Annotated in this window: 25 protein-coding genes; 13 read left to right on the top strand and 12 right to left on the bottom strand. The window is 70.0% G+C overall.

Going from position 1 to position 24486, the window contains the following annotated elements:
• Positions 1-10 precede the first annotated feature (10 nt).
• A complete protein-coding gene (kstD, locus tag FKR81_RS00570) occupies positions 11-1738 on the top strand; it encodes a 3-oxosteroid 1-dehydrogenase (RefSeq protein WP_146348883.1) in 1728 nt (575 codons plus the stop codon).
• On the opposite strand, the gene FKR81_RS00565 is transcribed toward kstD, so the two are convergent.
• Complete coding sequence (locus FKR81_RS00565) at positions 1739-2548, bottom strand: crotonase/enoyl-CoA hydratase family protein (protein ID WP_146348882.1); 810 nt, start codon at positions 2546-2548, stop codon at positions 1739-1741.
• 75 nt (positions 2549-2623) lie between these two features.
• On the opposite strand from FKR81_RS00565, the gene FKR81_RS00560 reads away from it, so the two are divergent.
• The 3 genes from FKR81_RS00560 to FKR81_RS00550 all read left to right on the top strand — a co-directional run bounded on the left by FKR81_RS00560 (position 2624) and on the right by FKR81_RS00550 (position 6735).
• Positions 2624-4228 (top strand): acyl-CoA synthetase, encoded by a 1605-nt coding sequence (locus FKR81_RS00560; protein WP_146348881.1) that lies wholly within the window; start codon positions 2624-2626, stop codon positions 4226-4228.
• The gene (locus FKR81_RS00555; protein ID WP_146348880.1) at positions 4209-5294 is read left to right on the top strand and encodes an NAD(P)H-dependent flavin oxidoreductase; all 1086 of its coding nucleotides are present in this window, start codon (positions 4209-4211) and stop codon (positions 5292-5294) included. The genes FKR81_RS00560 and FKR81_RS00555 overlap by 20 nt, the downstream gene beginning before the upstream one ends.
• Before the next feature lie 88 nt (positions 5295-5382).
• Positions 5383-6735 (top strand): COG1470 family protein, encoded by a 1353-nt coding sequence (locus tag FKR81_RS00550; protein ID WP_146348879.1) that lies wholly within the window; start codon positions 5383-5385, stop codon positions 6733-6735.
• 2 nt (positions 6736-6737) lie between these two features.
• Here the strand turns inward: FKR81_RS00550 and FKR81_RS00545 are convergent, their stop codons facing one another.
• Together FKR81_RS00545 and FKR81_RS00540 are read right to left on the bottom strand one after the other, a co-directional pair.
• On the bottom strand, positions 6738-7808 hold the full coding sequence (locus FKR81_RS00545) for an acyl-CoA dehydrogenase family protein (RefSeq protein WP_146348878.1): 1071 nt from the start codon (positions 7806-7808) through the stop codon (positions 6738-6740).
• A gap of 12 nt (positions 7809-7820) precedes the next feature.
• Complete coding sequence (locus FKR81_RS00540) at positions 7821-9005, bottom strand: acyl-CoA dehydrogenase family protein (RefSeq protein ID WP_146348877.1); 1185 nt, start codon at positions 9003-9005, stop codon at positions 7821-7823.
• Positions 9006-9050: 45 nt separating this feature from the next.
• On the opposite strand from FKR81_RS00540, the gene FKR81_RS00535 reads away from it, so the two are divergent.
• The 5 genes from FKR81_RS00535 to FKR81_RS00515 all read left to right on the top strand — a co-directional run bounded on the left by FKR81_RS00535 (position 9051) and on the right by FKR81_RS00515 (position 13541).
• Positions 9051-9242 carry a ferredoxin gene (locus FKR81_RS00535; protein ID WP_146348876.1) on the top strand — a complete coding sequence of 64 codons (192 nt, stop codon included), beginning with the start codon at positions 9051-9053 and terminating at the stop codon, positions 9240-9242.
• An 87-nt stretch (positions 9243-9329) separates the two neighbouring features.
• Complete coding sequence (locus FKR81_RS00530) at positions 9330-10415, top strand: Zn-dependent alcohol dehydrogenase (protein WP_146348875.1); 1086 nt, start codon at positions 9330-9332, stop codon at positions 10413-10415.
• Between the two features lie 12 nt (positions 10416-10427).
• Entirely contained in the window at positions 10428-11276 is an 849-nt protein-coding gene (locus FKR81_RS00525; protein ID WP_146348874.1) for a 3-oxoacyl-ACP reductase, read from the top strand.
• Positions 11277-11284: 8 nt separating this feature from the next.
• Positions 11285-12790 carry an aldehyde dehydrogenase family protein gene (locus FKR81_RS00520; RefSeq protein WP_146348873.1) on the top strand — a complete coding sequence of 502 codons (1506 nt, stop codon included), beginning with the start codon at positions 11285-11287 and terminating at the stop codon, positions 12788-12790.
• A 4-nt stretch (positions 12791-12794) separates the two neighbouring features.
• Complete coding sequence (locus FKR81_RS00515) at positions 12795-13541, top strand: glucose 1-dehydrogenase (protein ID WP_146348872.1); 747 nt, start codon at positions 12795-12797, stop codon at positions 13539-13541.
• Here the strand turns inward: FKR81_RS00515 and FKR81_RS00510 are convergent.
• Together FKR81_RS00510 and FKR81_RS00505 are read right to left on the bottom strand one after the other, a co-directional pair.
• A complete protein-coding gene (locus FKR81_RS00510; protein ID WP_146348871.1) occupies positions 13538-14371 on the bottom strand; it encodes a hypothetical protein in 834 nt (277 codons plus the stop codon). The two genes, FKR81_RS00515 and FKR81_RS00510, sit on opposite strands and share 4 nt — an antisense overlap.
• A gap of 53 nt (positions 14372-14424) precedes the next feature.
• Complete coding sequence (locus tag FKR81_RS00505; RefSeq protein ID WP_146348870.1) at positions 14425-14859, bottom strand: peptidase inhibitor family I36 protein; 435 nt, start codon at positions 14857-14859, stop codon at positions 14425-14427.
• Between the two features lie 196 nt (positions 14860-15055).
• Here FKR81_RS00505 and FKR81_RS00500 point away from each other — a divergent pair, with 196 nt between their 5' ends.
• Entirely contained in the window at positions 15056-16546 is a 1491-nt protein-coding gene (locus FKR81_RS00500; RefSeq protein ID WP_146348869.1) for an AfsR/SARP family transcriptional regulator, read from the top strand.
• Here FKR81_RS00500 and FKR81_RS00495 read toward each other — a convergent pair.
• Complete coding sequence (locus tag FKR81_RS00495; protein WP_146348868.1) at positions 16533-16814, bottom strand: hypothetical protein; 282 nt, start codon at positions 16812-16814, stop codon at positions 16533-16535. The two genes, FKR81_RS00500 and FKR81_RS00495, sit on opposite strands and share 14 nt — an antisense overlap.
• Before the next feature lie 159 nt (positions 16815-16973).
• On the opposite strand from FKR81_RS00495, the gene FKR81_RS00490 reads away from it, so the two are divergent.
• On the top strand, positions 16974-17801 hold the full coding sequence (locus tag FKR81_RS00490) for a patatin-like phospholipase family protein (RefSeq protein ID WP_146348867.1): 828 nt from the start codon (positions 16974-16976) through the stop codon (positions 17799-17801).
• Here the strand turns inward: FKR81_RS00490 and FKR81_RS00485 are convergent.
• Entirely contained in the window at positions 17798-19015 is a 1218-nt protein-coding gene (locus FKR81_RS00485; protein WP_146348866.1) for a fatty acid desaturase family protein, read from the bottom strand. The genes FKR81_RS00490 and FKR81_RS00485 overlap by 4 nt on opposite strands.
• Before the next feature lie 11 nt (positions 19016-19026).
• A complete protein-coding gene (locus tag FKR81_RS00480; RefSeq protein ID WP_146348865.1) occupies positions 19027-20076 on the bottom strand; it encodes a ferredoxin reductase in 1050 nt (349 codons plus the stop codon).
• A gap of 85 nt (positions 20077-20161) precedes the next feature.
• Here FKR81_RS00480 and FKR81_RS00475 point away from each other — a divergent pair, with 85 nt between their 5' ends.
• Both FKR81_RS00475 and FKR81_RS00470 read left to right on the top strand, forming a co-directional pair.
• Complete coding sequence (locus tag FKR81_RS00475; RefSeq protein ID WP_146348864.1) at positions 20162-21325, top strand: PucR family transcriptional regulator; 1164 nt, start codon at positions 20162-20164, stop codon at positions 21323-21325.
• Between the two features lie 108 nt (positions 21326-21433).
• Entirely contained in the window at positions 21434-21988 is a 555-nt protein-coding gene (locus FKR81_RS00470; RefSeq protein ID WP_146348863.1) for a hypothetical protein, read from the top strand.
• Positions 21989-22030: 42 nt separating this feature from the next.
• On the opposite strand, the gene FKR81_RS00465 is transcribed toward FKR81_RS00470, so the two are convergent.
• The 4 genes from FKR81_RS00465 to FKR81_RS00450 form a co-directional block, all read right to left on the bottom strand.
• Positions 22031-22570: a DUF5994 family protein gene (locus FKR81_RS00465; protein WP_186762670.1), complete on the bottom strand. Its 540-nt coding sequence runs from the start codon at positions 22568-22570 to the stop codon at positions 22031-22033.
• A 147-nt stretch (positions 22571-22717) separates the two neighbouring features.
• Positions 22718-23101 carry an HPF/RaiA family ribosome-associated protein gene (locus tag FKR81_RS00460; RefSeq protein WP_146348862.1) on the bottom strand — a complete coding sequence of 128 codons (384 nt, stop codon included), beginning with the start codon at positions 23099-23101 and terminating at the stop codon, positions 22718-22720.
• 171 nt (positions 23102-23272) lie between these two features.
• Positions 23273-23632, bottom strand: coding sequence for an STAS domain-containing protein (locus FKR81_RS00455; protein ID WP_186762669.1), 360 nt, complete (start codon positions 23630-23632; stop codon positions 23273-23275).
• A gap of 162 nt (positions 23633-23794) precedes the next feature.
• Complete coding sequence (locus tag FKR81_RS00450; protein ID WP_222598123.1) at positions 23795-24142, bottom strand: cupin domain-containing protein; 348 nt, start codon at positions 24140-24142, stop codon at positions 23795-23797.
• Between the last annotated feature and the right edge of the window lie 344 nt (positions 24143-24486).

Below are 24486 nucleotides of genomic sequence, written 5' to 3'. Positions count from 1 at the left end.
GCGATGAGCCATGACCCTCAACCGTCGTCAGGTGCTGGCCGGAGCCGGGTTCACGATCGCGGCGGGGTTGACGTCGCGCGTGCCCGCATCGGCCGACGCGCCGGTGCTGGGGGAGTACGACGTCGTCGTGGTCGGCGCGGGCGCGGCGGGCATGACGGCCGCGCTCACCGCGGCGAAGCGCGGACTGAGCTGCGTGGTCGTCGAGAAGGCGCCCACGTACGGCGGTTCGGCGGCCCGGTCGGGCGCGGCGATCTGGGTGCCGGGCAACGAGGTTCTGCTCGCGGCGGGTGTGCAGGACAGTCCGCAGAAGGCCGTGCCGTACCTCTCGGCCGTCGTCGGTGGCCGCTCGCCCGCCGTGCGGCAGCAGGCGTACCTCACCAACGGCCCGGCGATGATCTCGTTCGTCGTCCGGAACAGCCCGCTGCGGTTCCGCTGGATGGAGGGCTACAGCGACTACTACCCCGAGCTGCCGGGCGGCATGCCGAACGGCAGGTCGATCGAACCGGACCAGCTCGACGGCAACGTACTCGGCCCCGAGCTGGCGCGCCTGAACCCGCCGTACCTCGCGACGCCACCGGGCATGGTCGTGTTCGGCGCCGACTACAAGTGGCTCGCGCTGGCCCTGGTGAACCCCAAGGGTGCCGCGGTTGCGGCCGCGGCCGTTGCGCGTGGCACGAAAGCCGCTGTGCTGGGTCAGAAACCGCTCACCATGGGACAGGCGCTCGCCGGCGGACTGCGTGCCGGGCTGATGGCCGCGAACGTGCCGGTCTGGCTCAACACCCCGCTGGTCGACCTGCACGTCGAAGGCGGCGCGGTCAAGGGTGTCCTCACGTCGCGCGGCCTGGTTCGCGCCCGGCGCGGCGTGATCGTCGGCTCCGGCGGCTTCGAGCACAACGCGAGCATGCGCGCCCAGTTCCAGCGCCAGCCCATCGGCACCGAGTGGACCGTGGGCGCCAAGGAGAACACCGGCGACGGCCACCGCGCGGGCCAGCGCGTCGGCGCGGCGTTCGACCTGATGGACGACTCGTGGTGGGGCCCGGCGATCCCGGTGCCAGGCGACCCGTACTTCTGCCTCGCCGAGCGCACCCTGCCCGGTGGCCTGATGATCAACGCGGGCGGGCGGCGGTTCGTCAACGAGGCCGCGCCGTACAGCGACGTCGTGCACACCATGTACGACAAGAACCCGTCGTCGCCGTGCATCCCGGCGTGGCTGGTCGTGGACCAGAACTACCGCAACCGCTACCTGTTCAAGGACATCGCGCCCGCGCTGCCGCTGCCCGACGACTGGTACCGCTCCGGTGCGGTCAAGAAGAACTGGAGCATCGAGGGACTGGCCGCGGACATCGGCGTGCCGCCTGCCGAGCTGCGCGCGACCGTGCAGCGGTTCAACGGCCAGGCGCTCGCCGGGCGCGACCCCGACTTCAAGCGCGGCGACAGCGCGTACGACCACTACTACACCGACCCGCTGGTGTTCCCGAACTCCAGCCTGGCGGCGTTGTGGCTGCCGCCGTACTACGCGTTCAAGATCGTGCCCGGTGACCTCGGCACCAAGGGCGGCATGGTCACGGACGCACGGGCCCGCGTGCTGCGTCCGGACGGTTCGGTCATCCCCGGCCTGTACGCGGCGGGCAACGCGAGCGCCGCGGTCATGGGCAACAGCTACGCGGGCGCCGGATCCACGATCGGACCGGCGATGACGTTCGGGTACGTGGCCGCGAACGACATCGCCGGCGGCTGATCACCTGCCGCGGAACCGCGGCTTGCGCTTCTCGGCGAAGGCGCGAGGGCCCTCCTTCGCGTCTTCGCTGCGGAAGACCTCCATGCCGAGTTGCGTCTCGAGCGCGAACGCGTCGTTCTCGTGCACCGCCTCGGTCTCCCGCATCGTGCGCAGGATCGCTTGCACCGCAAGGGGTCCGTTCGCCTCGATCAGCGCGGCGAGCTCCATCGCCTTGGCCAGCGCCTGCCCGTCGGGCACGACGTGACCGATGAGCCCGATCCGCAACGCCTCGGGCGCGGTGATGTGGCGGCCGGTCAGCAGGAGGTCCGCGGCCACGGTGTACGGGATCTGCCTGGGCAGCCGCACGGCCGAGCCGCCGAGCGGGAACAGGCCCCAGCGCGCCTCGGACACACCGAACCGCGCGCTCTCACCGGCGACGCGGATGTCGGTCGCCTGAAGGATTTCCGTGCCACCCGCGATGGCCGGACCTTCCACGGCGGCGATCAGCGGCTTGGTGAGCCTGCGCCCCTTGAGCAGCGGCTCGATCACGGACAGGTCCATGTCGCGGAAGTTCTCGCTGGGGTGGCTGCTCGTCATCGCCTTGAGGTCGGCGCCCGCGCAGAACGCGCCGCCCGCTCCGGTGAGGACGCAGACCCGGACCTCCGGGTCGTTGTCGACGCGGTCCCACGCCTCCCGCATGATCGCCATCATCTCGCCGGACAACGCGTTGCGCGCCTGCGGCCTGTTCATCGTGACGACCAGAACGTGCCCGACCAGGTCCACCAGGCAATCTGCCTCTTCCTTCTTGGGTGGCTCAGTCGTGGTGGTCATTGAGATGGCCTCCTGGATCGAGTCTGACCGCATGGGGGATTGTCGGCAACAGTAACACGTTCTAGTTTGACCGACATGGCCCTCAACGTCGCAGACCTCGTCGAACACGCCGTCGACACCGTCCCCGACCGCGTCGCCCTGGTGTGCGGCGACCGCAGGTCCACCTACGCCCAGCTCGACGAGCGGGCCAACCGTTTGGCTCACCACCTGGGAATGCTGGGCGTCGGCGAGGGTTCGCACGTGGGGCTTTACGCGCGCAACTCGATCGAGCTCGTCGAAGCCATGCTCGCGGTCTACAAGCTGCGCGCGGTGGCCATCAACGTGAACTACCGCTACACCAAGAACGAGTTGCAGTATCTGTTCACGGAGTCGGACATCGTCGCGCTCGTGCACGAGCGCCGGTACGCCGATCTGGTGGCCGAGGTGCTGCCGACGGCGCCGAACCTCCGGCACGTCGTCGTCATCGACGACGAGTCGGACACCGAGTTCGCGGGCGTCGCCTACGAGACGGCCCTCGCGGAGGCGTCGCCGGAGCGGGACTTCGGGCCGCGCAGCGCGGACGACCTCTACATCCTCTACACGGGCGGCACCACCGGCATGCCGAAGGGCGTGATGTGGCGGCACGAGGACGTGTGGCGCACGCTCGGCGGCGGCATCGACTTCGTCACCGGTGAGCACCTCACCGACGAGTGGCAGCAGGCCAAGGCGGGCAAGGACTACGGGATGGTCCGGCTGTGCATGCCGCCGCTGATCCACGGCGCCGCGCAGTGGGCCGTGCTCGGCGCGTTGTTCAGCGGCAGCACCATCGTGCTCGTCCCGAAGTTCGACCCGGCCGACATCTGGCGGGCGATCGAGCGGGAGAAGGTCCAGGTCGGCGTGATCGTCGGCGACGCCATGGGACGGCCGCTGATCGAGGAGTTCCAGCGCGGCGAGTACGACGCGTCCTCGCTGTTCATCATCAACAGCAGCGCGGCGTTGTTCTCGCACACCGTCAAGGAGCAGTACCACACCCACCTGCCGCACGTGACGCTGCTGGAGTCGATCGGGTCGTCGGAGACCGGGTCCACGGGCATCGGCGCGGTGCCGAAGGAGATCGTGAAGACCGACGGCACCAGGGTGAAGCTCAACGACGACACCATCGTCATCGACGACGACGGACGGCCGCTCCAGCCCGAGCCCGGCGTCGTCGGCAGGCTCGCGCGCGGCGGCAACATCCCGCTCGGCTACTACAAGGACCCGGAGAAGACCGCGCGGATGTTCCTCGAGATCGACGGCAAGCGGTACACCGTGCCCGGCGACTACGCGCGGTTCGAGGAGGACGGCACGATCACGTTGCTGGGGCGCGGGAACACGTGCGTCAACACCGGTGGCGAGAAGGTGTTCCCCGAGGAGGTCGAGGCGGCGCTCAAGTCCCATCCGGACGTGTTCGACGCGCTCGTCATCGGCATCCCGGACGACCTGCTCGGGCAACGGGTGGGCGCACTGGTGCAGCCGCGGCCGGGCACCACGCCGCAGCTGTCCGAACTGGACACCCACGTGCGCGACGTGATCGCGGGCTACAAGGTGCCGCGCAGCCTGTGGCTCGTCGACGAGATCGGCCGGTTGCCCAGCGGCAAGCCGGACTACCAGTGGGCCAAGCGCTACGTCGAGGAGCAGGCGCGTGCGGACCAGCCTGTGTGACGAGCTGGGCATCGAGCACCCGGTACTGGGTTTCACGCCGTCCGAGCACGTGGCCGCGGCCATCAGCCGCGCCGGCGGGATGGGCGTGCTCGGCTGCGTCCGCTACAACGACGCCGCCGACCTGGACCGCGCATTGACGTGGATGGATGAGAACACCGACGGCAAGCCGTACGGCGTCGACATCGTCATGCCCGCCAAGGTGCCCGCCGAGGGCACGTCGTTCGACCTGGACAAGCTGATCCCCGAGGGGCACAAGGACTTCGTGCAGCGCACGTTGCTGAAGCTCGGCGTGCCGCCGCTGCCCGACGGCGAGTCGGGGGAGGGCGTGCTCGGCTGGCTGCACTCGGTCGCGCGCTCGCACGTGGACGTGGCGCTGGAGCACCCGATCCGGCTGATCGCGAACGCGCTGGGCTCGCCACCGGACGACGTGATCAAGCGCGTGCACGACCACGGCGTGCCGGTGGCCGCACTGGCGGGCAAGGCCGAGCACGCGCGCAGGCACGTCGCCAACGGCGTGGACCTCGTGGTGGCGCAGGGCTACGAGGCAGGTGGGCACACCGGTGAGATCGCCACGATGGTGCTCGTGCCGGAGATCGTGGACGCGGTCGACGTGCCGGTGCTCGCGGCCGGCGGGATCGGGTCGGGCAGGCAGATGGCCGCGGCGCTCGCACTCGGCGCGTCCGGCGTGTGGATGGGCTCCTACTGGCTGACCACCGCCGAGTACACCCAGAACGACGCCACCCAGCAGGCGCTGCTCGCCGCCGGGTCGAGTGACACCGTGCGCACCCGGATCTACACCGGCAAGCCCGCGCGGCTGCTGAAGACCAGGTGGACCGAGGCGTGGTCGTCGGACGACGCACCGGACCCGCTGCCGATGCCGTTGCAGAACCTGCTGGTCAGCGAGGCGCACCAGCGCATAGCCAGGTCCGGCGACCCGGCCGTGGTGTCCATGCCGGTCGGGCAGATCGTGGGACGGATGAACGAGGTGCGACCGGTCGCCGACGTCATGGCGACGTTGCTGCGCGAGTTCGACGAGGCCGTCGAAAGGCTCGACAAGTTGCGCTGACGTGCGGGAAACGCCTGTGCGCGAAACGGACTCGCCCGGTCGAACGACACCCCCTGTGGGTCGGGTGGACGAGGCTCGGAGATGCGCGGTGACTTCTGAAGACGCGGGCACGACGAACGAGTTCTCCGGTGCGGCGGAGAACGTGGTCCAGGCGCACACCGTGCAGAGCGTGTACTTCGGCGCGTCGACCGACGACCGCGTGGCGATCTCCGTGGTGCACCACAAGAAAGAGGTCGATTTCACCGGCCTGACCTGCGTCTTGTCCGTGACGGTCGAGAATCGCGGCGATGTCGAGCGCCACCTGTTCCTGAAGGCGGTCGGCTATCCGGATGTGCGGCTCGACACGCCGGAGATGCGGGTGGGTCCGGGCGACACCGTCAAGACCAAGGTGACGTTGCAGCGCACGGGCACGTCTCCCGAGGCCGATCGGTGCCGGCTGCAGGTGCAGGCCGTCGATGCCGGCGGGGACGGCAGTGGCCGGTGGGGCAGCAAGGTCCGGACGGTCGTCATCCCGGCTGAACCCGCGATGAGCGTGCAGGCGGAGCGGTTGATGGTCGCCTCGGGTGGGGAGCACGAGGCGACCCTGTGGATCAAGAACGAGGGGAACGTCCGGTTGACCGGCCGGGTCTACCTGCCCGATGGCGAGTGGTTGCGGGACAACCGGCCGGGTGACATCACCAACTTCCTCACCACGCGCACCTCACGCGAGATCGACGACTTCGAAGTGGGGACGGAGGAGTCCACGCGGGTGACCGCTGTCGTGACCGTGCCGGACCAGCGTTTGCTGCGCCGCAGCTTCCGGGTGATGTTCGTCGTCAGCGCGGACGATCCCGGTGTTGATGAGGAGCGCAAGGAACTGCACGTCGTGCAGGACGGCAAGCTGCGCGAGATTCCCCGCTACGTCGAGCGGTTCTTCGCGCTCCGCGGGCAGCGCAAGCCGTTCCGGGTCGGCCGGATCATGGACTCGCTGGTCGCGGCCCTCGTGATCGGGGTGGTTCTCGGTCTCCTCTTCAGCAGTGCGCCGCGTGAGGCGGGGCGACCGATGGCGGCAGCGGGGGTTCCCACGACGTCGAGCCCAGAACCGAGCACACCGGACCTCGTGGCGGCCGAGGGCGGGGCGCCGGTGAAGATGCCGTGCGACGCCGAGACGTCCATCGTCAGCCTGGAAGTGGTGTTCGGTCCCGAGGGCGCGAAGTACGCCAAGTACCTGGTGGCGTACCAGAACGAGTACATCGCACGGGTTGCGCCGGACATCGCCGGCCGGTACCAGGTGCACTACAGCACGTACGACCAGATCTGCCCCGCGGTCAAGGGCAACTTCTACCCGGAGGGCGCGTACTACGTGTGGCTCGGCCCCATGCAGTCGGCCGGGCTCGATGGAATCTGCGCCGCGCTGCGCAGGAAGAGTCCGGAGTTCTGCCTGGTCTACTCCGTCGGCTGAGCTCAGGCCGGGTTGGCGGCCAGTGACGCGCCGATGCGGAGCAGTTGGGTGGTGGCTCCGCCGAGCGAGAACTCGTTGCGCTTGGCCGCCGTGAAGTAGCGGTGCAGCTCGTGGCTCACGTCGATGCCCATGCCGCCGTGCACGTGCACGGCGGTGTGCGCCACCCGGTGCCCGGCGTCGGCCGCCCAGAACTTCGCCGTCGCCACCTCGGTCTCGGCCGGCAGGTCCGACGCGAGCCGCCACGCGGCCTGCCACAGCGTCAGCCGGATCGCGGCCACGTCGACGAACGCGTCAGCGAGCCGTTGTGCCACCGCCTGGAAGCTGCCGATCGGCCGGTCGAACTGCACGCGGGTGCGCGCGTACTCGGCGGTCAGCTCGAGTGCGCGTTCGGTGACGCCGAGCTGCGACGCGCACAGGCCGACGGTGTACCTGGTGTTGAGCCAGTCGGCGACGTCCGGGCCGGGGAGCAGGCGGTCGTCGGGCAGCCGCAGGCCGGACAGCTCCAGCGACGCCGCGTCGTCGGAGGCGTCCACGAGTTGTTGCTGGGTGATCGTGACCTCGTGCGGTTCGACGAGGAACACCGCCGGACCGTCGGCGGTGGCCGCGGAGACCAGGAACAGCGATGAGGCAGCAGCGGCGGGCACGGTCGTCTTGGCCCCGGTGAGCACCCAGCCGCCGTCCACGCGTTCGGCCGACGTGGTGGGGTCGCCCAGGTCTTCGGCGAGCGCCACGCTGAGCACGATCTCACCGGAAGCCGCGCGGTCCAGCCACTTCGAGCGCTGGTCCGCGGTGCCGAACGTCGCCAGCGCGGACACCGCCACGATCGACGGCAGGTACGGCACCGGTGCCACCGCGCGGCCCAGTTCGACCAGCACCGCGCACTGCTCCAGCAGGCCGAAGCCGCTGCCGCCCGCGTCCTCGGGCAGCACGGCGGACAGCACGCCCGCCTTCGCGAGTGCCGGCCAGAGCTCGGGTGCGCCCGATTCGCGAAGTGCGGGGGTGAGCTGGTCCGCGACGATCTTGCGAGTCAACGCGGCCAGTTCGAGCTGCGCCTCGGTGAGTGCGAAGTCCATGTCGTCTCCCGGTTAGCGCGGCGCGGCGGGCAGGCCGAGGCCCACCCGCGCGATGATGTCCCGCTGGATCTCGTTGGTGCCGCCGCCGAACGTGAGGATCAGCGACGAGCGGTGCATCCGCTCGACCCGGCCGTGCAGCAGCGCGCCGGGCGAACCGGAGCGCACGATCCCGTTGGCGCCCAGCACCTCCATCAGCAGCCGGTACGCCTCGGTCGCGAACTCGGTGCCGAACACCTTCGTCGCCGACGCCTCCGCCGGGCTCGGCGCGTGGCCCGCGTCGGCGGCGATCTTCCAGTTGATCAGCTTCAGGAACTCGGTCTTCGCGTGCACGCGAGCCAGGTGCAGCCGCACCCACTCCTGGTCGATCACCCGTTCGCCGCTGCCGGGCAGCTTCGTCGACTGCGCCCACTCGCGCACCTCGTGCAGCGCGTTCTGCAGCGGCGCGGCCGAGCACAGCGCGACGCGTTCGTGGTTGAGCTGGTTGGTGATCAGCTGCCAGCCCTTGTTCTCCTCGCCGACCAGGTTCGCCACCGGGACGCGCACGTCTTCGTAGTAGGTCGCGCTCGTGGACGGGCCCGCCATCGTGCGCACCGGCGTCCAGGAGAAACCGGGGGAGGAGGTCGGCACGATGATCATGCTCAGACCCTTGTGCTTCTTGGCCTCCTGGTCGGTCCGGCAGGCCAGCCACACGTAGTCGGCGTACTGGACGAGGCTCGTCCACATCTTCTGGCCGTTGATCAGGTACTCGTCGCCGTCGCGGACGGCACGCGTGCGCAGCGCCGCGAGGTCCGTGCCGGCCTCCGGCTCGGAGTAGCCGATCGCGAAGTGGATCTCGCCACCCGCGATCTTCGGCAGGTAGAAGGCCTTCTGCTCGTCGGTGCCGAACGCCATGATGGTCGGCCCGACCGAGTGCAGCGTCAGGAACGGCACCGGCGCGCCCGCGACGGCCGCCTCGTCCACGAAGATCAGCTGCTCGATCATCGGACGGGCGCGCCCGCCGTACTCCTCCGGCCAGCCGAGGGTGAGCCAGCCGTCGCTGCCCATCTGGCGGACGGTGTCCTTGTACACCTCGGTGTCGCCGTAGTCACCCGCTCCGGAGGCGAGCGCGGCCCGTCGATCCGGTGTCATCAGCGCGGCGAAGTACGCCCGCAGCTCGCGGCGCAACCGCTCCTGTTCGGGCGTGAATCCGATGTGCATGAGCAGTACTCTAGAACAAGTTCTACAAGCTGTCAGGAGGCTGCGGTGAGGGTGAGCGTCGACCACGCGCTGTGCGAGGCGAACGGGCTCTGCGTCGGGATCCTGCCCGAGGTGTTCGATCTCGACGAGGAAGAAGTGCTGCTGGTGCGAGATGGAGAGTTGGCGGGTGACGAGGTCGAGCGCGGCGAGCTCGCAGTCACCACGTGCCCGAGGCGCGCGCTGCGCGTGACGGACTAGCTCATGCTGATGGGCCTTGTGGCGAATAAGAACAGATTCTAGTGTGCCTCTGAGTAACAGCCGTGAGCTCGACGAGGAGTGATACCGGTGAAAGCTGCCGTGCTGAACCAGGTCGGCGACGACAAGCTCGAGTTCCGCGACGACGTGACGACGACCGCGCCGGGACCGGGCGAGGTCCGCGTCAAGATCAAGGCGTGCGGGGTCTGCCACAGCGATCTGTCCGCAATGGACGGAACACTGCCCGCGCTCGCACCCGGAGTGGTCGGGCACGAGGGTGCCGGTGAGGTCTTGGAGGTCGGCAGTGCCGTGACCACGCTCGCGCCGGGCGACCACGTGGTCATCACGTTCGTTCCGCCGTGCGGCAACTGCACGAACTGCGCGAACGGGCAGACGCACCTGTGCATCGTGCACACGATGGCGTCGTTCGTCTCGCCCCGGTTCCTGGTCGGCGGTGCGCCCGCGTTCGGCTACGCCGGGCTCGGTGCGTTCGCCGAGGAGCTGGTCATACCCGCCGACGGCGCCATCAAGATCGACAAGGACGTGCCGTTCGAGATCGCGGCGCTGGTCGCCTGCGGTGTGCTGACCGGGGTCGGCGCGGTGCTCAACACCGCGAAGGTCGAGCCGGGTTCCACGGTCGCGGTGATCGGCTGCGGAGGCGTTGGCGTCTCGGTGATCCAGGGCGCGCGGCTCGCCGCGGCGGCGCGGATCGTCGCCGTCGACCCGATCGTCGAGAAGCACGAGGTGGCCAAGAAGTTCGGTGCCACGCACGCCTGCACGCCCGAGGGCATCGCCGAGCTGAACAACCAGCTCAACGGCGGCCTCGGCTTCGACTACGCGTTCGACGTCGTCGGCCACCCGTCGACCATCCGGTCGGCGTGGGACCTCACGCGACGCGGCGGCCACGTGGTCGTCGTCGGCGCGGGGCGGGGCGACGCGATGGTCCAGTTCAGCGCGCAGGAGCTGTTCCTGCACGACAAGACCCTGCACGGGTCGTTCTACGGCACGTCGAACGTCAGGCGGGACGTGCCGCGCCTGCTGTCGCTGTGGCGCGAGGGCAGGCTCGACCTGGAGAGCATGATCAGCAAGCGGATCCGCCTCGACGACGTCAACGAGGGCTTGCAGGCGTTGCGCAGCGGTGGGTCCCTGATCCGCCAGGTCATCATCTTCGACTAGGAGAACTCCACAGTGGACCTTGCGGGGAAGGTTGCGATCGTCACCGGTGCGGGCGCCGGGCTGGGTCGCGCGGAGGCGCTGGAGCTGGCCCGGTCGGGCGCGCACCTGGTGCTGAACGACCTGCCGGGCGCGGCGTCGGCGGTCGTGGAGGAGATCGAGGCGCTGGGCGGCAAGGCCGTCGTCGTCGAGGGCGACGTCGGCGAACGCGCCACCGCGGACGCCCTGCTCTCGGCGGCCGTCGAGCACTTCGGCGGGCTGCACGTCGTGGTCAACAACGCGGGCGTGCTGCGCGACCGGATGTTGTTCAACATGTCCGACGAGGACTGGGACCTGGTCGTCCGGGTGCACCTGCGCGGCCACTTCCTGCTGTCGCGCAACGCGGCCGCGCACTGGCGGCAGCAGTCGAAGTCGTCGGGCGGACCGGTGTACGGACGGGTGATCAACACGGCGTCCGAGGCGTTCCTGCTCGGCTCCGAGGGCCAGGCGAACTACGCGGCGGCCAAGGCCGGGATCGCCGCGCTGACCGTCGCGACCGCGCGCGGCATGAGCCGCTACGGCGTGCGCGCCAATGCGATCTGCCCGCGCGCCCGCACCGCGATGACGGCACAGGTCTTCGGCGACGCGCCGGACGGCGACGACCCGCTGGCGCCGGAGCACGTGGCGAAGTTCGTCGCGCAGCTCGCGGCACCGGCGGCCGACCGGATCAACGGTCAGGTCTTCGTCGTGCACGGTGGCATGGTCGCGCTCATGGCGCCGCCGACCGTGGAACGGCGGTTCGACGCGATCAGCGAGGTGACGGATCACTTCGCCGATCGCGATCCACAACGGACGTTCTCCTGTACCGAAACTCTTGGCCTGTAGGAGGAGCTGTGACGCTCACCGTGCAACCGCACCGCGAGACGCTGGGGTTGAAGGACGGCCAGCTGCTCGTCGGCGGACAGTTCCGGCCGGCGGAGGAGAGCTGGACGCACCACCATCCCGCGACCGGTGAGGTCGTCGGCCAGTTCGCGGTCGCGTCCGAGCGGGACGTGGACGACGCGGTCCGCGCCGCGCGCAAGGCGTTCGACGAGGGCACGTGGGCGCGCAGCCGGGCCGGCTACCGCATCAAGGTGCTGCGGAGGTACGCGGACCTGTTGCGGGAGAACGCGGCCGAGCTGCGCGGCCTGCAGGCGCTGGACAACGGCGTACCGCTGTCGTTCAGCCAGGTCTACGCGACCTCGGTGGACATCGCCGCGGACATCTTCGACCACCACTCCGGCTGGATCGACAAGGTCGGCGGCCAGACGCTGCCGCCGTACCAGGGCGGCGACCACCTCGCGATGACGTTCCGCGAACCGGTCGGCGTGGTCGCGGCCGTCCTGCCGTGGAACGCGCCGTTCGTGCTGTTCGCGCAGAAGCTCGCACCCGCGCTGGCGGCAGGCTGCACGGTCGTCGTCAAGCCGTCGGAGTACGCGTCGTTCTGCGTCATCCGCATGGTCGAGCTGCTGGTCGAGGCCGGTGTGCCGGACGGTGTGGTCAACCTCGTCACCGGGCCCGGCGAGCCCACCGGCTCGGCGTTGATCAACCACCCGCTGGTGGACAAGGTCAGCTTCACCGGCAGCCGCGCGGTCGGCAGGCGCATCATCGAAGCCTCCGCGGGCACCATGAAACGCGTCTCGCTCGAGCTGGGCGGGAAGAGCCCCGCGCTGGTGTTCGCCGACGCGCCGAACGTCGGACTGGCCGCCATGACGTGCATGGGCATGGTCACCATGGGGCTGTCCGGCCAGGCGTGCGTCGCGCAGACCAGGGCGCTGGTGCAACGCGAGGTGCACGACGAGTTCGTCGCCACCGCCCAGATGCTCGCCGGTGCGATCACGTACGGCGACCCGTTCGACCCCGCCGTGCTCGCCTGCCCGCTGATCAACGAGCGGCAGCTCGAGCGCGTGCTCGGCTACATCGACAAGGGCCAGGAGGAAGGCGCGCGCCTGGTCACGGGCGGCAAGCGGCTCGAAGGCGACCTCGCGGCCGGCAACTTCGTGTCACCCACGATCTTCGCCGACGTGCGCAACGACATGACCGTGGCACGCGAGGAGATCTTCGGCCCGGTGCTGACCGTCGTGCCGTTCGACGACGAGGACGAGGCCGTCCGGATCGCCAACGACACCGAGTACGGCCTCGGCGCCGGCATCTACACCTCCGACGTCCGCCGGGCGTTCCGGCTGACCAGGGCGTTGCGCGTCGGAACCGTGGGCGTCAACGGGTACCAGCTCGAACCGCACCTGCCGTTCGGCGGGTTCAAGCAGTCCGGGCTCGGCAGGGAGGGCGGCCAGAGCGCGTACGAGGCGTACACGGAGCTCAAGACCGTGATGATGCCGCTCGGCGACGAGCTGATGTGATCCGATGAGGCTGGACGGAAAGGTCGCGATCATCACCGGGGCCGCGCGCGGACAGGGCGCGGCCGCGGCCCGCCGGTTCGTCCGCGAGGGCGCCTCGGTGATGATCACCGATGTGCAAGACGTGGCGGGCAAGGAGCTCGCCGAGTCGCTCGGCGCGCTCTACAGCCACCTCGACGTGTCGTCGGAGGACGACTGGGCGCGCGTCGTGCAGGAGACCATCGACTCGTTCGGTGAGATCACAGTGCTGGTGAACAACGCGGGTGTGCTGCACTTCTCGGCCATCGCGGACACCACGCTCGCCGACTACACGCGGGTGACCGGGATCAACCAGGTCGGCACGTTCCTCGGCATGCGCGCGGTGATCGGGTCGATGACGCGCGCCGGTGGCGGCTCGATCGTCAACGTGTCCTCTGTGGAGGGTCTGGCCGGGATGCAGTACCTGGTCGCCTACACCGCCAGCAAGTTCGCCATTCGCGGGATGACGAAGGTCGCCGCGATGGAGCTGGGGGAGTTCGGCATCCGGGTCAACTCCGTGCACCCCGGCGCGATCGACACCCCGATGGTCAGCGACGCGCTCGGCATCCAGGTCGACCTGGCGCCGATCGGCCGCAAGGTGGCGCTGCGCCGGATCGGGCAGCCCGAGGACGTCGCGAACGTCGTGCTGTTCCTCGCCAGTGACGAGAGTTCCTACTGCACGGGTGGGGAGTTCGCGGTGGACGGCGGTGCGACGGCGACACACGGCTTGAGCTAGATCTTCTCCGCGTTGGCCGCCGCGGTCGTCCACGCCCTGGCGACCCGGTGGAGGTCCTGCCGGTCGATCTCGGGCAGCTCGTCGACGAGCCGCTTCTTGATGTCCTGCACCAGTTCGGGGATGCGGAGCTGTTCGGCGCACTCACCGTCGGCGACGGCTGTCGCGATCTCCTTCTCGCGCAGCTGCGGCGAAGGTCCCTGCGTCGCGTAGAGGTTCTTGAGCTCGTCCTGCGCGGCTTCCGGTGACGCATGCCGGAAACCCCGGCCCGCCATGCACTTCGCCCAGTCGTCGACGGCCTTCCGGTAGCCGGCATCGGCTTTCACCTGGTCGGCCATCTTCAGGTGCAGCGCCTGCGGCACGTAGGTGATCCGCGCCCACTCGATGACGTCGCCGTACAGCTCGCGCTGCGCCTCGGCCTGGCAACCACCGCCTGCGAACGACACGGTGCCGCCGTTGCTGAGCCGGATCGCGCGCCGCTCTTCGTCCGTGCCCTGCAACGCCCGCTGGTAGGCGAGCTGTTCGGCGTCCGGGAGCGTCTGCACGTACGCGTCGTTGTCCGGCAGGGCGGTCGACGGTTCGCCGAGCCCGTACCCGTGCGCACGCCTGCCAGCGAGCGACGCGTCCGGTGTCGGCGGCGCCTGGGTCTGCGGCAGGTAGCGCAACCCGCGCCCGGTCATGCACTCGGCGACCAGCCGGTGCTCGGCCGACGACAGCACCTGGTTCACGCGGTCGTACGAACCGGTCTGCGTCAGCAGGTCGAAGTCGGTGTTGTCCTGGGCACCGCATCCGGCCAGTAGCAGCACACCGAGCAGCATCAGGCGACGTGACACGACAACCTCCTCCTGGGGTGCCCCGCCGGCACGGAGCCGGCGGGGCGGTGGAATCAGGTGCAGTTCGCCCACGAGTTGGAGCTGGCCGCGTTGTCGAAGCCCCACGCGCCGAGGTTCGTGATGCCGACTCCCCGGTTCAGCCCGATGTTGCCCCGTGCGCCGAGCGTGTAGCTGAAGCCGTCCCACAGGTACGCCCAGCAGCGGGTGCCGTTGTTGTAGACCGACGACACGCAGTCGTTCCAGGTGCCGCCGCCGCAGGTGCGGTGGGCGAACCTGCGGAAGTCGGGGTTGGTGCCCGCGAGCCTGCCGGGCCCGTCGTTGAAGTTGTTGTTGACCCAGAAGCAGACGTTCGTGGCGTTGCAGCCAGGAGGCGCCGCCATCGGAGCCACCTCGGCGGTCGAGCGTTCGATGGGTTCCGCGCTCGCCACCGCGGCGGACCCGAACAGCAGCACCGCGATTCCCGCGAGCACGAGCAGCACTCGTCTCATCGCTTTCCCCTCTCGTCTTCGCGTCCGGCGGGGACGCGAGGACGACGGTGCCCCAGCGGTGTTGGCTGGCGATTGGACATGTCTTGGACTGGCTGGTCAGAGCCGTTTTACCAAGCACCGGACGGCGTTCGGCCGATGCTCGCGGGCGCACGAAGTGGCACGATTGACGTGCGACGCCTGACGGCAGGGGGAGACTGTGGGGGTCGAGTTCAAGCTGCTCGGGGACGTGTCCTGTCGGGTCGACGGGGTGCCGCTGGACATCGGTCACCGCAGGCAGCGCAGCGTGCTGGCGGTGCTGCTCGTCGAAGCGAACCGCCCGGTGCCGGTGTGCAGGCTGGTCGACCGGATCTGGTCGACGGCGCCGTTGCGCGCCCGCACCACGTTGTACGGCTACGTCCACCACCTGCGTCGCGCGCTGGACGTCACCGACGACGCACGGGTGGTGACGGGCGCGTCGGGCTACTGCCTCGCCACGGACCCGATGTGCGTTGACGCGCACCGGTTCGCGCGGCTGGCCGCACGCGCGCGTTCCGACTCAGACCACGTGCTGTTCGACGTCGCGCTGGGGTTGTGGCAGGGCGAGCCGCTGGCCGGGCTCGAGTCACCGTGGTTCGACGCGGTGCGCGCGGACCTGCGGCGCCAGCGACTCGCGCTCGAACTGGACCGCAACGACGTGTGGCTGCGCACCGGCAGGCACCACGAGTTGCTGCCACTGGTGTGCTCGATGACCGACGCGCATCCGCTGGACGAACGGCTGGCGCACCAGTTCATGCTCGCCGCGTACCGCAGCGGCCGTCAGGACGTGGCACTGCACCGGTTCGACGCCATCCGCGTGCGCCTCGCCGACGAGCTCGGCGCCGATCCGGGTGAGGCGCTTCGGGTGCTGCACCGGCGGATGCTGGCCGCGGATCCCGTCCTGTCCATGCGGTCCACGGCGGTGGTGCACCGCCCGGTGCCGCGTCAGCTGCCACTGCCACCACGGCTCTTCGTCGGCAGATCTGACGAGCTCTCCGCGTTGGACGAGCACTTGGCGGTGCGGCGTCAGGTGATCGCCGTGCTCCACGGCCCGTGCGGCATCGGCAAGACCGCGCTCGCGCTGTGGTGGGCGCAGTCGCGGGCCGACCTGTTCCCGGACGGGCAGCTGTACACGGACCTCCGTGCGGACAACCCCTTCACGGCGCTGCACGGTTTCCTGGACGCGCTGGGCGTTCCGCCGCGGTCCATGCCGTCGGACCTGGCCGCTCGCGCCGCGTTGTACCGCAGTCTGGTGGCGGGCAGGCGGATGCTCGTCGTGCTCGACCACGCGGCCGACCGCGACCAGGTGCTGTCGCTGTTGCCGGGCAGCGCGACGAACACCGTGATCGTCACCAGCCGCACACCCTTGTCCGCGTTGGTGATCATGTACGGCGCGCACAGCATCGGACTGCAGCCGCTGCGCCCCGACGACGCCCGCCAGCTGCTGGCCGGGCACCTCGGGGAGTGGCGCGTCGCGGGCGAACCCGGCGCGGTGAAGACGATCGTGGCGCGGTGCGGGGGCCTGCCGCTGGGGCTGTGCACCGTGGCCGCGCGGGCGTTGACGCGCCAGGACGTGTCGCTGGCGGTGATCAGCGCCGAGCTCGGCGCGCCACTCGCGGTGCGGCGCGCACTGATCCCGTGGCCGCACCGCCCCGAGGTCACCGCGCGATGATCGACGTCTCCACCAGGTCGAAGTGGTAGGTCCGCCTGCCCTCCCAGGTGGCGCGGACGCCCGCGGCGATCCAGACCGTGCCGGTGGCGTCGGTCCGCACGTTCTTGGTGAAGCTGTACTCGATCCAGCCGGGTTTCGCGTTGGTGCGGTCGATGGGCGGCACCATGTCCCGCTCGGTCTCGGGGTTCCTGGTGTCGGCACACCCCGCGACCATCCACTGGCTGACCTGCCCGAGGTGCGTGTTGTGCAGCCAGAACGACGCGGACACCGTGACGGTCGTGTTGCGCGGCGCGGAGAACGCGCGCTCGCCCCAGATCGTGCCCTCGTCGTTGCGCCCGTCGAGGTAGTAGCCGAGCGCGGTGGTGCCGTCCAGCGTTCCGCGCGGTACCGAAATCCGCGCAACCCGAGCGGTCGTTACGATTCGCCGATGCGCGCATTGGTGCTGGGTGGCGGTGGAGTGACCGGGATCGCTTGGGAGACCGGGCTTTTGCACGGGCTGGCTGAGGCGGGGGTCGATCTCGCGGAGGCGGACCTGTTCGTCGGCACGTCAGCGGGTTCTGTGGTGGCCGCTCAACTCGCCGGCGGCGTGTCGCTGGCGACGCAGTACGAGGGCCAGTTGCGGCCGCCGACCGGTGAGATCGCCGCGCGGCTCGGCTACGGCACGATCCTGCGGTACATGGTGGCGTACGCGTTGCCCGGCACCGCGCAGCAGAAGCGCGCCCGGCTCGGTGCGGCCGCGGTGCGCGCGAAGACGGTTGACGAGGCCGAGCGGCGCAAGGTGTTCGAAGGCCGGCTGGCGCAGGGCGGATGGCCCGAGCGCGAGCTGAAAGTGACGGCCGTCAACACCTCCGACGGAGCCTTCAAGGCGTTCGACCGGGACAGCGGCGCGCCTTTCGTGGACGCGGTCGCCGCCAGCTGCGCGGTGCCGCTGGTGTGGCCGCCGGTCAGCATCAACGGCGACCGGTACATGGACGGCGGCATGCGGTCGCCCGCCAACGTCGACCTCGCCGCCGGGTACTCGCAGGTCGTCGTGGTCGCGCCCATCGTCAGGGCGTTCGGGCACGCGGCACGGCCCGACGTGCAGGCCGCCCGGCTCGGGGCCGACGTGCGGTCGATCGTGGTCAGCCCCGACACCGCGGCGCAGGCGGCGATCGGGGCCAACGTGCTCGACCCGGCCCGGCGCAAGCCTTCGGCCGAGGCCGGGTTCGCGCAGGCGGCAACCGTGGTCGACGCCGTGCGCGAGGTGTGGGGCTAAGCGGCGCGCTTCGGCTGCTCTGCCGAATCCTGACCGGTGACCATCTTGAACAGGCTGACCGGGTTCGTCACCTTGTCGAAGAAACCGTTGGGCAGCGAGAGCTTGAAGACCTTCTTCCACGCCGAGCCGACCTGCTGGGGCAGCGAGCCGGTGACGTAGCGCAGGCCGTAGCGGTCGAACAGCTCGCGCACCTTCGGCGCGACCTCCGCGTACCGGTTGCTGGGCAGGTCGGGGAACAGGTGGTGCTCGATCTGGTGCGACAGGTTGCCGGTCATCAGGTGCATCGCCTTGCTGCCGCTGATGTTCGCGGACCCGAGCATCTGGCGCAGGTACCACTCGCCGCGCGTCTCGCCCTCGATGGACCGGCGCTCGAACGTCTCCACGCCCTCGGGGAAGTGACCGCACATGATCACCGAGTGCGTCCACAGGTTGCGGACGATGTTGGCGGTGAAGTTCGCGGTGAGCGTCGTCAGCGCGGACGGCCCGGACAGCAGCGGGTGCACCACGTAGTCCTTGAGCATCTGGCCGCGGATCTTCTTCAGCACCTGGCTGGCCCGCGCGCGGAACTCGGGGCGGTTGCGCCTGCGCTTGGAGAGGTTCTTGCCCAGCTCCAGGTCGTACGCGGCGATGCCGTACTCGAAGAAGCAGGCGTTGACGAAGTTCCACAGCGGCTGCCCGAGGTACAGCGGGATCCACTTCTGGTCCTCGTCGACGCGCATGATGCCGTAGCCGAGGTCGTTGTCCTTGCCGATCACGTTGGTGTACGTGTGGTGCAGCTCGTTGTGCGCGTGCTTCCACTGCTCCGCGGGCGAGGCGTGGTCCCACTCCCAGGTCGTCGAGTGGATCTTCGGGTCACGCATCCAGTCCCACTGGCCGTGCATGACGTTGTGCCCGATCTCCATGTTCTCGAGGATCTTGGCGATGGACAGGCCGGCGGTGCCGACGAGCCAGGCAGGCGGGAACAGGGAGAACAGCAGGATCGCGCGGCTGCCCAGTTCGAGCTTGCGCTGGGTCGAGATGACCTTGCGGATGTAGGCGGCGTCGCGCTCGCCCCTGCTCGCCATCACCTCGTCGCGCAGCGTGTCCAGTTCGCGGCCGAGCTCTTCGATCTGCTCGGCGGTCAGGTGCGCGGTCGGGTCACCGGCGCTGGTCTTCCTCGGGGTGGTCCTGGGGGCGGACGTGATCTTGCGCGGAGCGGGGGCGGTGGTGGTCATGGTCTCGCTTCCTAGCGGTCGATGTCGCAGGCGCTCGCGGCCGCGGACACGCAGGTCTGGATGATGACGCCGTCGCCGGGCGCGGCGGTGGTGATCTCGCCGGTGCGCAGGTCGCGCACCGCGCCCTCGCGCAGCGGGGAGACGCAGCCGAAGCAGATGCCCATCCGGCAGCCGGACGGCATCAGCACGCCGTTCTGCTCGCCGACGTCGAGCAGCGGCGTCGAGCCGTCTGCCTCGATCGTCTTGCCGGTGCGGCTGAAAGTCACGGGGCCGCCCTCACCGGTCACCAGCACGGAGGGCCGGAACCGCTCGGTGTGCAGCCGGTTCGCGATGCCGCGCTGGTCCCAGTGCTCCTCGACGGCGTTGAGCAGGCCCTGCGGCCCGCACGCCCACGTCTCGCGCTCGGCCCAGTCGGGCACGTGCTCGTCGATCCTGCTCACGTCGAGCATGCCGTCGGTGTCGGTGTGCAGCTCGATCAGCCGGATCCGGTCCCTCAGGCCCCTGAGCTCGGCACCGAAGATCACGTCGTCGGCGGTCGGGGCGGAGTGCAGCAGGACGACGTCGTCCAGCTGGTGGCCGCGCAGCATGCCCATCACCGGGGTGATGCCGCTGCCCGCGGTCAGGAACAGGGTCTTGGCCGGGCGCTTCGCGGGGATCACGAACTCGCCGCTCGCCTGGTCGAGCTGGATGATCGTGCCGACCTTCGCGTGGCGCACGATGTGGTTGCTGACCTTGCCGTCCGGGATGGCCTTCACGGTGATCGTGATGCGGCCGTCGGGACGCGCGGAGGTCACGGAGTAGGCCCGCCACTGGCGGACACCGGCCACGTCGATGCCGATCCGGACGTACTGGCCGGGCACGTGCCCGCGCCAGCCGCGTCCCGGCCGGATCACGACGGTGGCCGCGTCACGGGTCTCGGAGCGGATCGCCTCGATGCGGCCGCGCAGGTCGGCGCCCGCACGCAGCGGGTCGACCAGGTCCAGGTAGTCCGACGGCAGGAGCGGCGTGGTGACCGACTCCAGCAGCCGAAGTGCCCGGCTCCTCAGCGAGGTGCTCGTCATGTGTCCAGCATGTGCGCTCCGGCGCGTAAAGTCCTGACCGTTGGACGTGAATTCACCGCCGTGGATTGTTCGTGAGGAACAAAAAATGTCCGAGAGCCGCACGGTTCAGGGAGCAGCCGAGTTCGACATCGACGTGGCGACGGCCGCCAGGCTGCGCAGGTCGCTGTCGGCCACGGCGGACGAGGTGATCCGGGCGGTGATCCAGGAGGTCCCCAGCTACGCGGGTGCGTGGGCGGGCCGGATGGGCACGACCATCCGCCGGGCGGTGCGGACCGCACTGGGCACGTTCCTCGACGTCGTCGGCGGTACAGGTGTGCTGGCCGTCGGCGCGGAGGCGGCGTACGAGCTGGGCAGGGGAGAGGCCCGCGACGGCCGCACGATGGACGCGCTGCTGGCGGCCTACCGGGTGGGCGCGCGCGTGGCGTGGCGCGGGCTGTCGAGCACGGCGGTGTCGGCGGGGATGCCCGCTGACCTGCTCGCCAAGTTCGCCGAGCTCGTGTTCGCCTACATCGACGAGCTGTCCGCGGCGAGCGCGGCAGGCCACGCCGACGAGCTGGCGACCAGCGGCCGGGCCCGCGAGCGCTACCTGGAACAGCTCGGCCGCGACCTGCTCGCGGGCGCCACCGACGAGCTGCTGGTCGCGGCGGCCGATCGCGCCTCGTGGAAGCCACCGGACACGCTCACCGCGGTGCTGCTGCCGTCCGGACACGCGCACATGACCCAGCGCCTGCTGCCGGAGGGCACGCTGCTGCTGGCCGAGGACGCGGCCGGTCTCGCCGAGCCGACGGCGGTGCTCCTGGTGCCGGACGCGACCCGCGCCCACCTGTTGCGGGTGGTGGGCGAGTACCGGGCCGTCGTGGGACCCGTGCGGCCGTGGACGCGCGTGGCGGCGTCGTTCGCGCGTGCCGTGCGGGCGCACGCCATGCGTGGCGACGGCCCGCTGGACACCGAGGAACGACTGGTCGAGCTGGTGGTCGGCGCGGACGTCGAGGCGCACGCCGACCTGCGGGCCCGCGCGCTGAGCCCGCTGGACTCACTGCGTCCGGCCACCCGGCGCAGGCTGGAGGAGACGTTGCGCTCGTGGCTGCTGCACCAGGGCAGGCGAGACGACGTGGCGGCGGAGCTGTTCGTGCACGCGCAGACCGTGCGTTACCGCATGAGCCAGCTGCGCGAGCTGTTCGGCACCGCGCTCGACGACCCGCGCCGGGTGCTGGAGCTGACCCTGGCGCTGGCGGTGCCTGCCGACTGACGTACGCAAACCTGCGTACGGCACAGCCGCGCGTGAACGGATTCCGTCGCTCCGCCCGGTGACGACCATGGTCGACGACCAGACGTCACCAGGAGGAGTTGACCGGCGATGACCACGACGCGCAAGCTCAGCGGCCGCACCCGCAAGACCGTGCTGCTCGTGCACATCCTCACCGCGGCCGCCTGGTTCGGCATCGACCTGGCGCTCGGCATCCTGGTCGTCGTGTCACTGGTGGCCGACGACCCGCGCACCGCGGGCACGGCGATCCAGGCGGTCGACCTGTTCGCGATCTGGCCGATGTTCGGCACGAGCGTCGTGTGCCTCGTGTCCGGCGTGGTGCTGGGGATCGGCAGCAAGTACGGGCTGGTGCGGTACCGCTGGGTCGCGGTGAAGCTCGTGATCAACGTGGTCATGTCCGCGCTCATCTTCTTCGCACTGCGACCCGGAATCGGTGACGCGGCGAGCATCGGTGAGCGCATGGTGGCCGGCGACCCGGCCGCGGCCGTGCCGGGCGACCTGCTGTACCCGGTGGTCGTCGCGCCGACCCTGCTGGTGATCGCCTACCTGCTGTCGGTGTTCAAGCCGTGGGGCAAGGTGCGGCGCTCGCCGCGGGGCGCGACGCCTCCCGCGCAGCGGGTGCGGACGCTGACCGGGGCGAGGTGATCGGACGCGCCGGGCGGCGCGGAAGCCGTCCCCGCGGGGTCCTCAGCGGAGGTGACCGCCCTCGGCTTCCCAACGCTCTTCCGCCACCGGCTCAGCCGAGCGGGCGCGCGGGATGAGCACGGGGCTCGGCCCGTGCACGGGAATGCCGTTGCTGGCCAGGATTTCGGCGGCGCCGGCGGTGGAGTCGCGGTCGGCGGCCGCCCTCAGCGCCGCGCGAGCCGCACCTCCTGGCGTGCTGGGAGGCACGACCAGCAGGCTGACCCGCCGGTGGTCCGACCCGATCACCACGACGGTGTGCGGGTCCATCGAGTGGAAGCCCTCGAAGCGCACCAGCCTGCCGTCCACCGGTGCTTTCCGCGCGATCTGACCCCAGGTGTCGAGGTGGTAGGAGACGCGGTTGACCGGCCCGACCCACGCGCCCAAAGCCGCTACCAGAACGGGGAACTCGCGTGCCGGGTCGTCCGACCACGGCCACCAGCCGCCGCTGAGGTGCCCTCGTGCCGCACCGGCCGGTTTCATCTGCAGGCGCAGCGCGAGGCCCTGCCGGTTCATCCGCGTGGGACTGAGCTGATCCGAGATCATCTCGGCGCTCCCGCCTCCGGCCAGCGCCATCCGCGCGTGCCGGGGATTGCTCGTGCGCCCGAGGCGGCATCCGCGAAACCGCGGGTGCTCGTTCGCCTCCGGTACCCCCAGCCTACGCCGAGAGCCCGGAAGCAGCGCTGGTCGCGGCTAGTCGAGCTCGGGCAGTGCGGGCACGACCCTGAGCACGCGGTTGCTGCGCGGTTCGGTGCGCGTCTTGGCCTCGTCGACCTGACGGATCAGCTCGATGCGGACCTCGTTGAGCGCCACCGGCAGGTCCCGCGCCGAGGACGTGGCGACGAGGTGCTGGCGGGGGACGCGGTTGATCCAGCACTCCAGGGTGACCCGTTGCTCCGCGCCCCGGCGGTCCTTCACGCTGATCTCCAGCTCGACCTGGTCGTCGCGATAGGACCGCAGACGCGATCCCAGCGCGGCCAGGCGTTCCACGACCCAGCCGCGTTCTGTCGCGAGGAAGCCGGTGGCGAGGTGCAGGCGCTCGGTGACCACCGCAGCGTCGTCATGGGTTTCGTTCATGCGGATACCGTCCTTTGTGGAGTGTTGCGCCGGTCGGCGCCTCCTGTCGGTGACGGTGCTCGCTGACGCTTCCTCACGAGGCCAGTGCGGCCGCTGGTTTCAGGGGTGACTCCACCGTAGCCCCAATGGAGGTCGCCGGTGCGTTGGGCGCTCGTGTTTCTGCTGAGAATCTCAGGATGTCGTGGTCAGGTCGGGGACCACGTCGACGATGCGGTCGACCCCTGTTATCCGGAGCGGGTGAAGGACCGTCCGCGTGCGGGCGACCACGCGGAACGCGACTCCAGCGATCACCGTCGCATTCCACGCGGCCATCAAAGTGGTGAGGCCGGAGCTCCCGAAGTGCCTCACCGCCGTGAGGTCGACGACCAGATCGGGGCCGGCCTCGTGGATGTGCTCCTGCAGGCGGGCGTGCAGCAGTGGGCCGCTGAGCAGGTCGACCTCGCCGTGCACCGTGATCACGACCGACCCCGGCCCGTTCGGATGGTCGGTGACGGCGAACCGCTCGATGACCTGGTTGCGGACGGTGCTCACGGGAGTCTCCTCAAGAACCGTGGCGACCGCGGGGTCCAGGCGGGCGGGGATGAGGGGTCGAAGGCTAGAGACCAGCTGAGTCTCCGCACAAGCAACGTCGGCGGTCACCACTCGATCGGGTGGTGCTGTCCTGATCGGCTCCCGGTCACGCGCCGGCGAGAGTCAGCGTCGCTTGGCGTAGTCGGTCGCACCCTGCCAGTCGATCAGGACGCACGGCTCGGAGCCCACGGTCCACGCGTCGTGTCCGGGTGGGGCGATCATCAGGTCGCCGGGGCCGAACTCGGCTTCCTGGCCGTCGTCCATGACGATCTTCATCCGGCCTGACACGCAGTAGCCCATGTGCGCGGTCTGGCAACTCTCCGTCTTGGCGATGGGCTTCACGTGCTCGGCCCAGTGCCATCCGGGCTCGAACACCCCGCGACCGATCGGTCCGGAGTTGATGTTGACCAGATCCAGATGACCCTTGTCCTGTTCGAACGGGCGGGTTTCCTCTGGTTTGTCGAAACTCATGCTCTGCAGACCGGCCATGGCGGTCCTTCCCTCGTGCGGACGGGTACGTCCAAGCCAACCACGCCGCTCGGTGTCGCCGCGCGTAGCGCACGACCCCCGCGGTCAGGGCCGAAAGACCGCATCGACTTGACAAGTGGCCCTGGGTGTCCGATCAGGAATTGCCAACGCGTTCAGCTGAATTGACCATGCATGACACTCGGTGAGTGACCTATTTCCCTTGCCTGTCAAGGAATTCAAGGTCCGGAGTGGACACAACTAGGTGTTGACGCTCCGTTTCCCGGTCGTTAACCTCCAATTCAATTGGAAAGCTTCTTTACTAAATGCTCCATTCCTGGTGGAGGTGC

The sequence above is a fragment of the Lentzea tibetensis genome, from assembly GCF_007845675.1.
Classification (GTDB): Bacteria; Actinomycetota; Actinomycetes; order Mycobacteriales; family Pseudonocardiaceae; genus Lentzea; species Lentzea tibetensis.
This window is presented reverse-complemented; position numbering and strand designations above follow the sequence as displayed.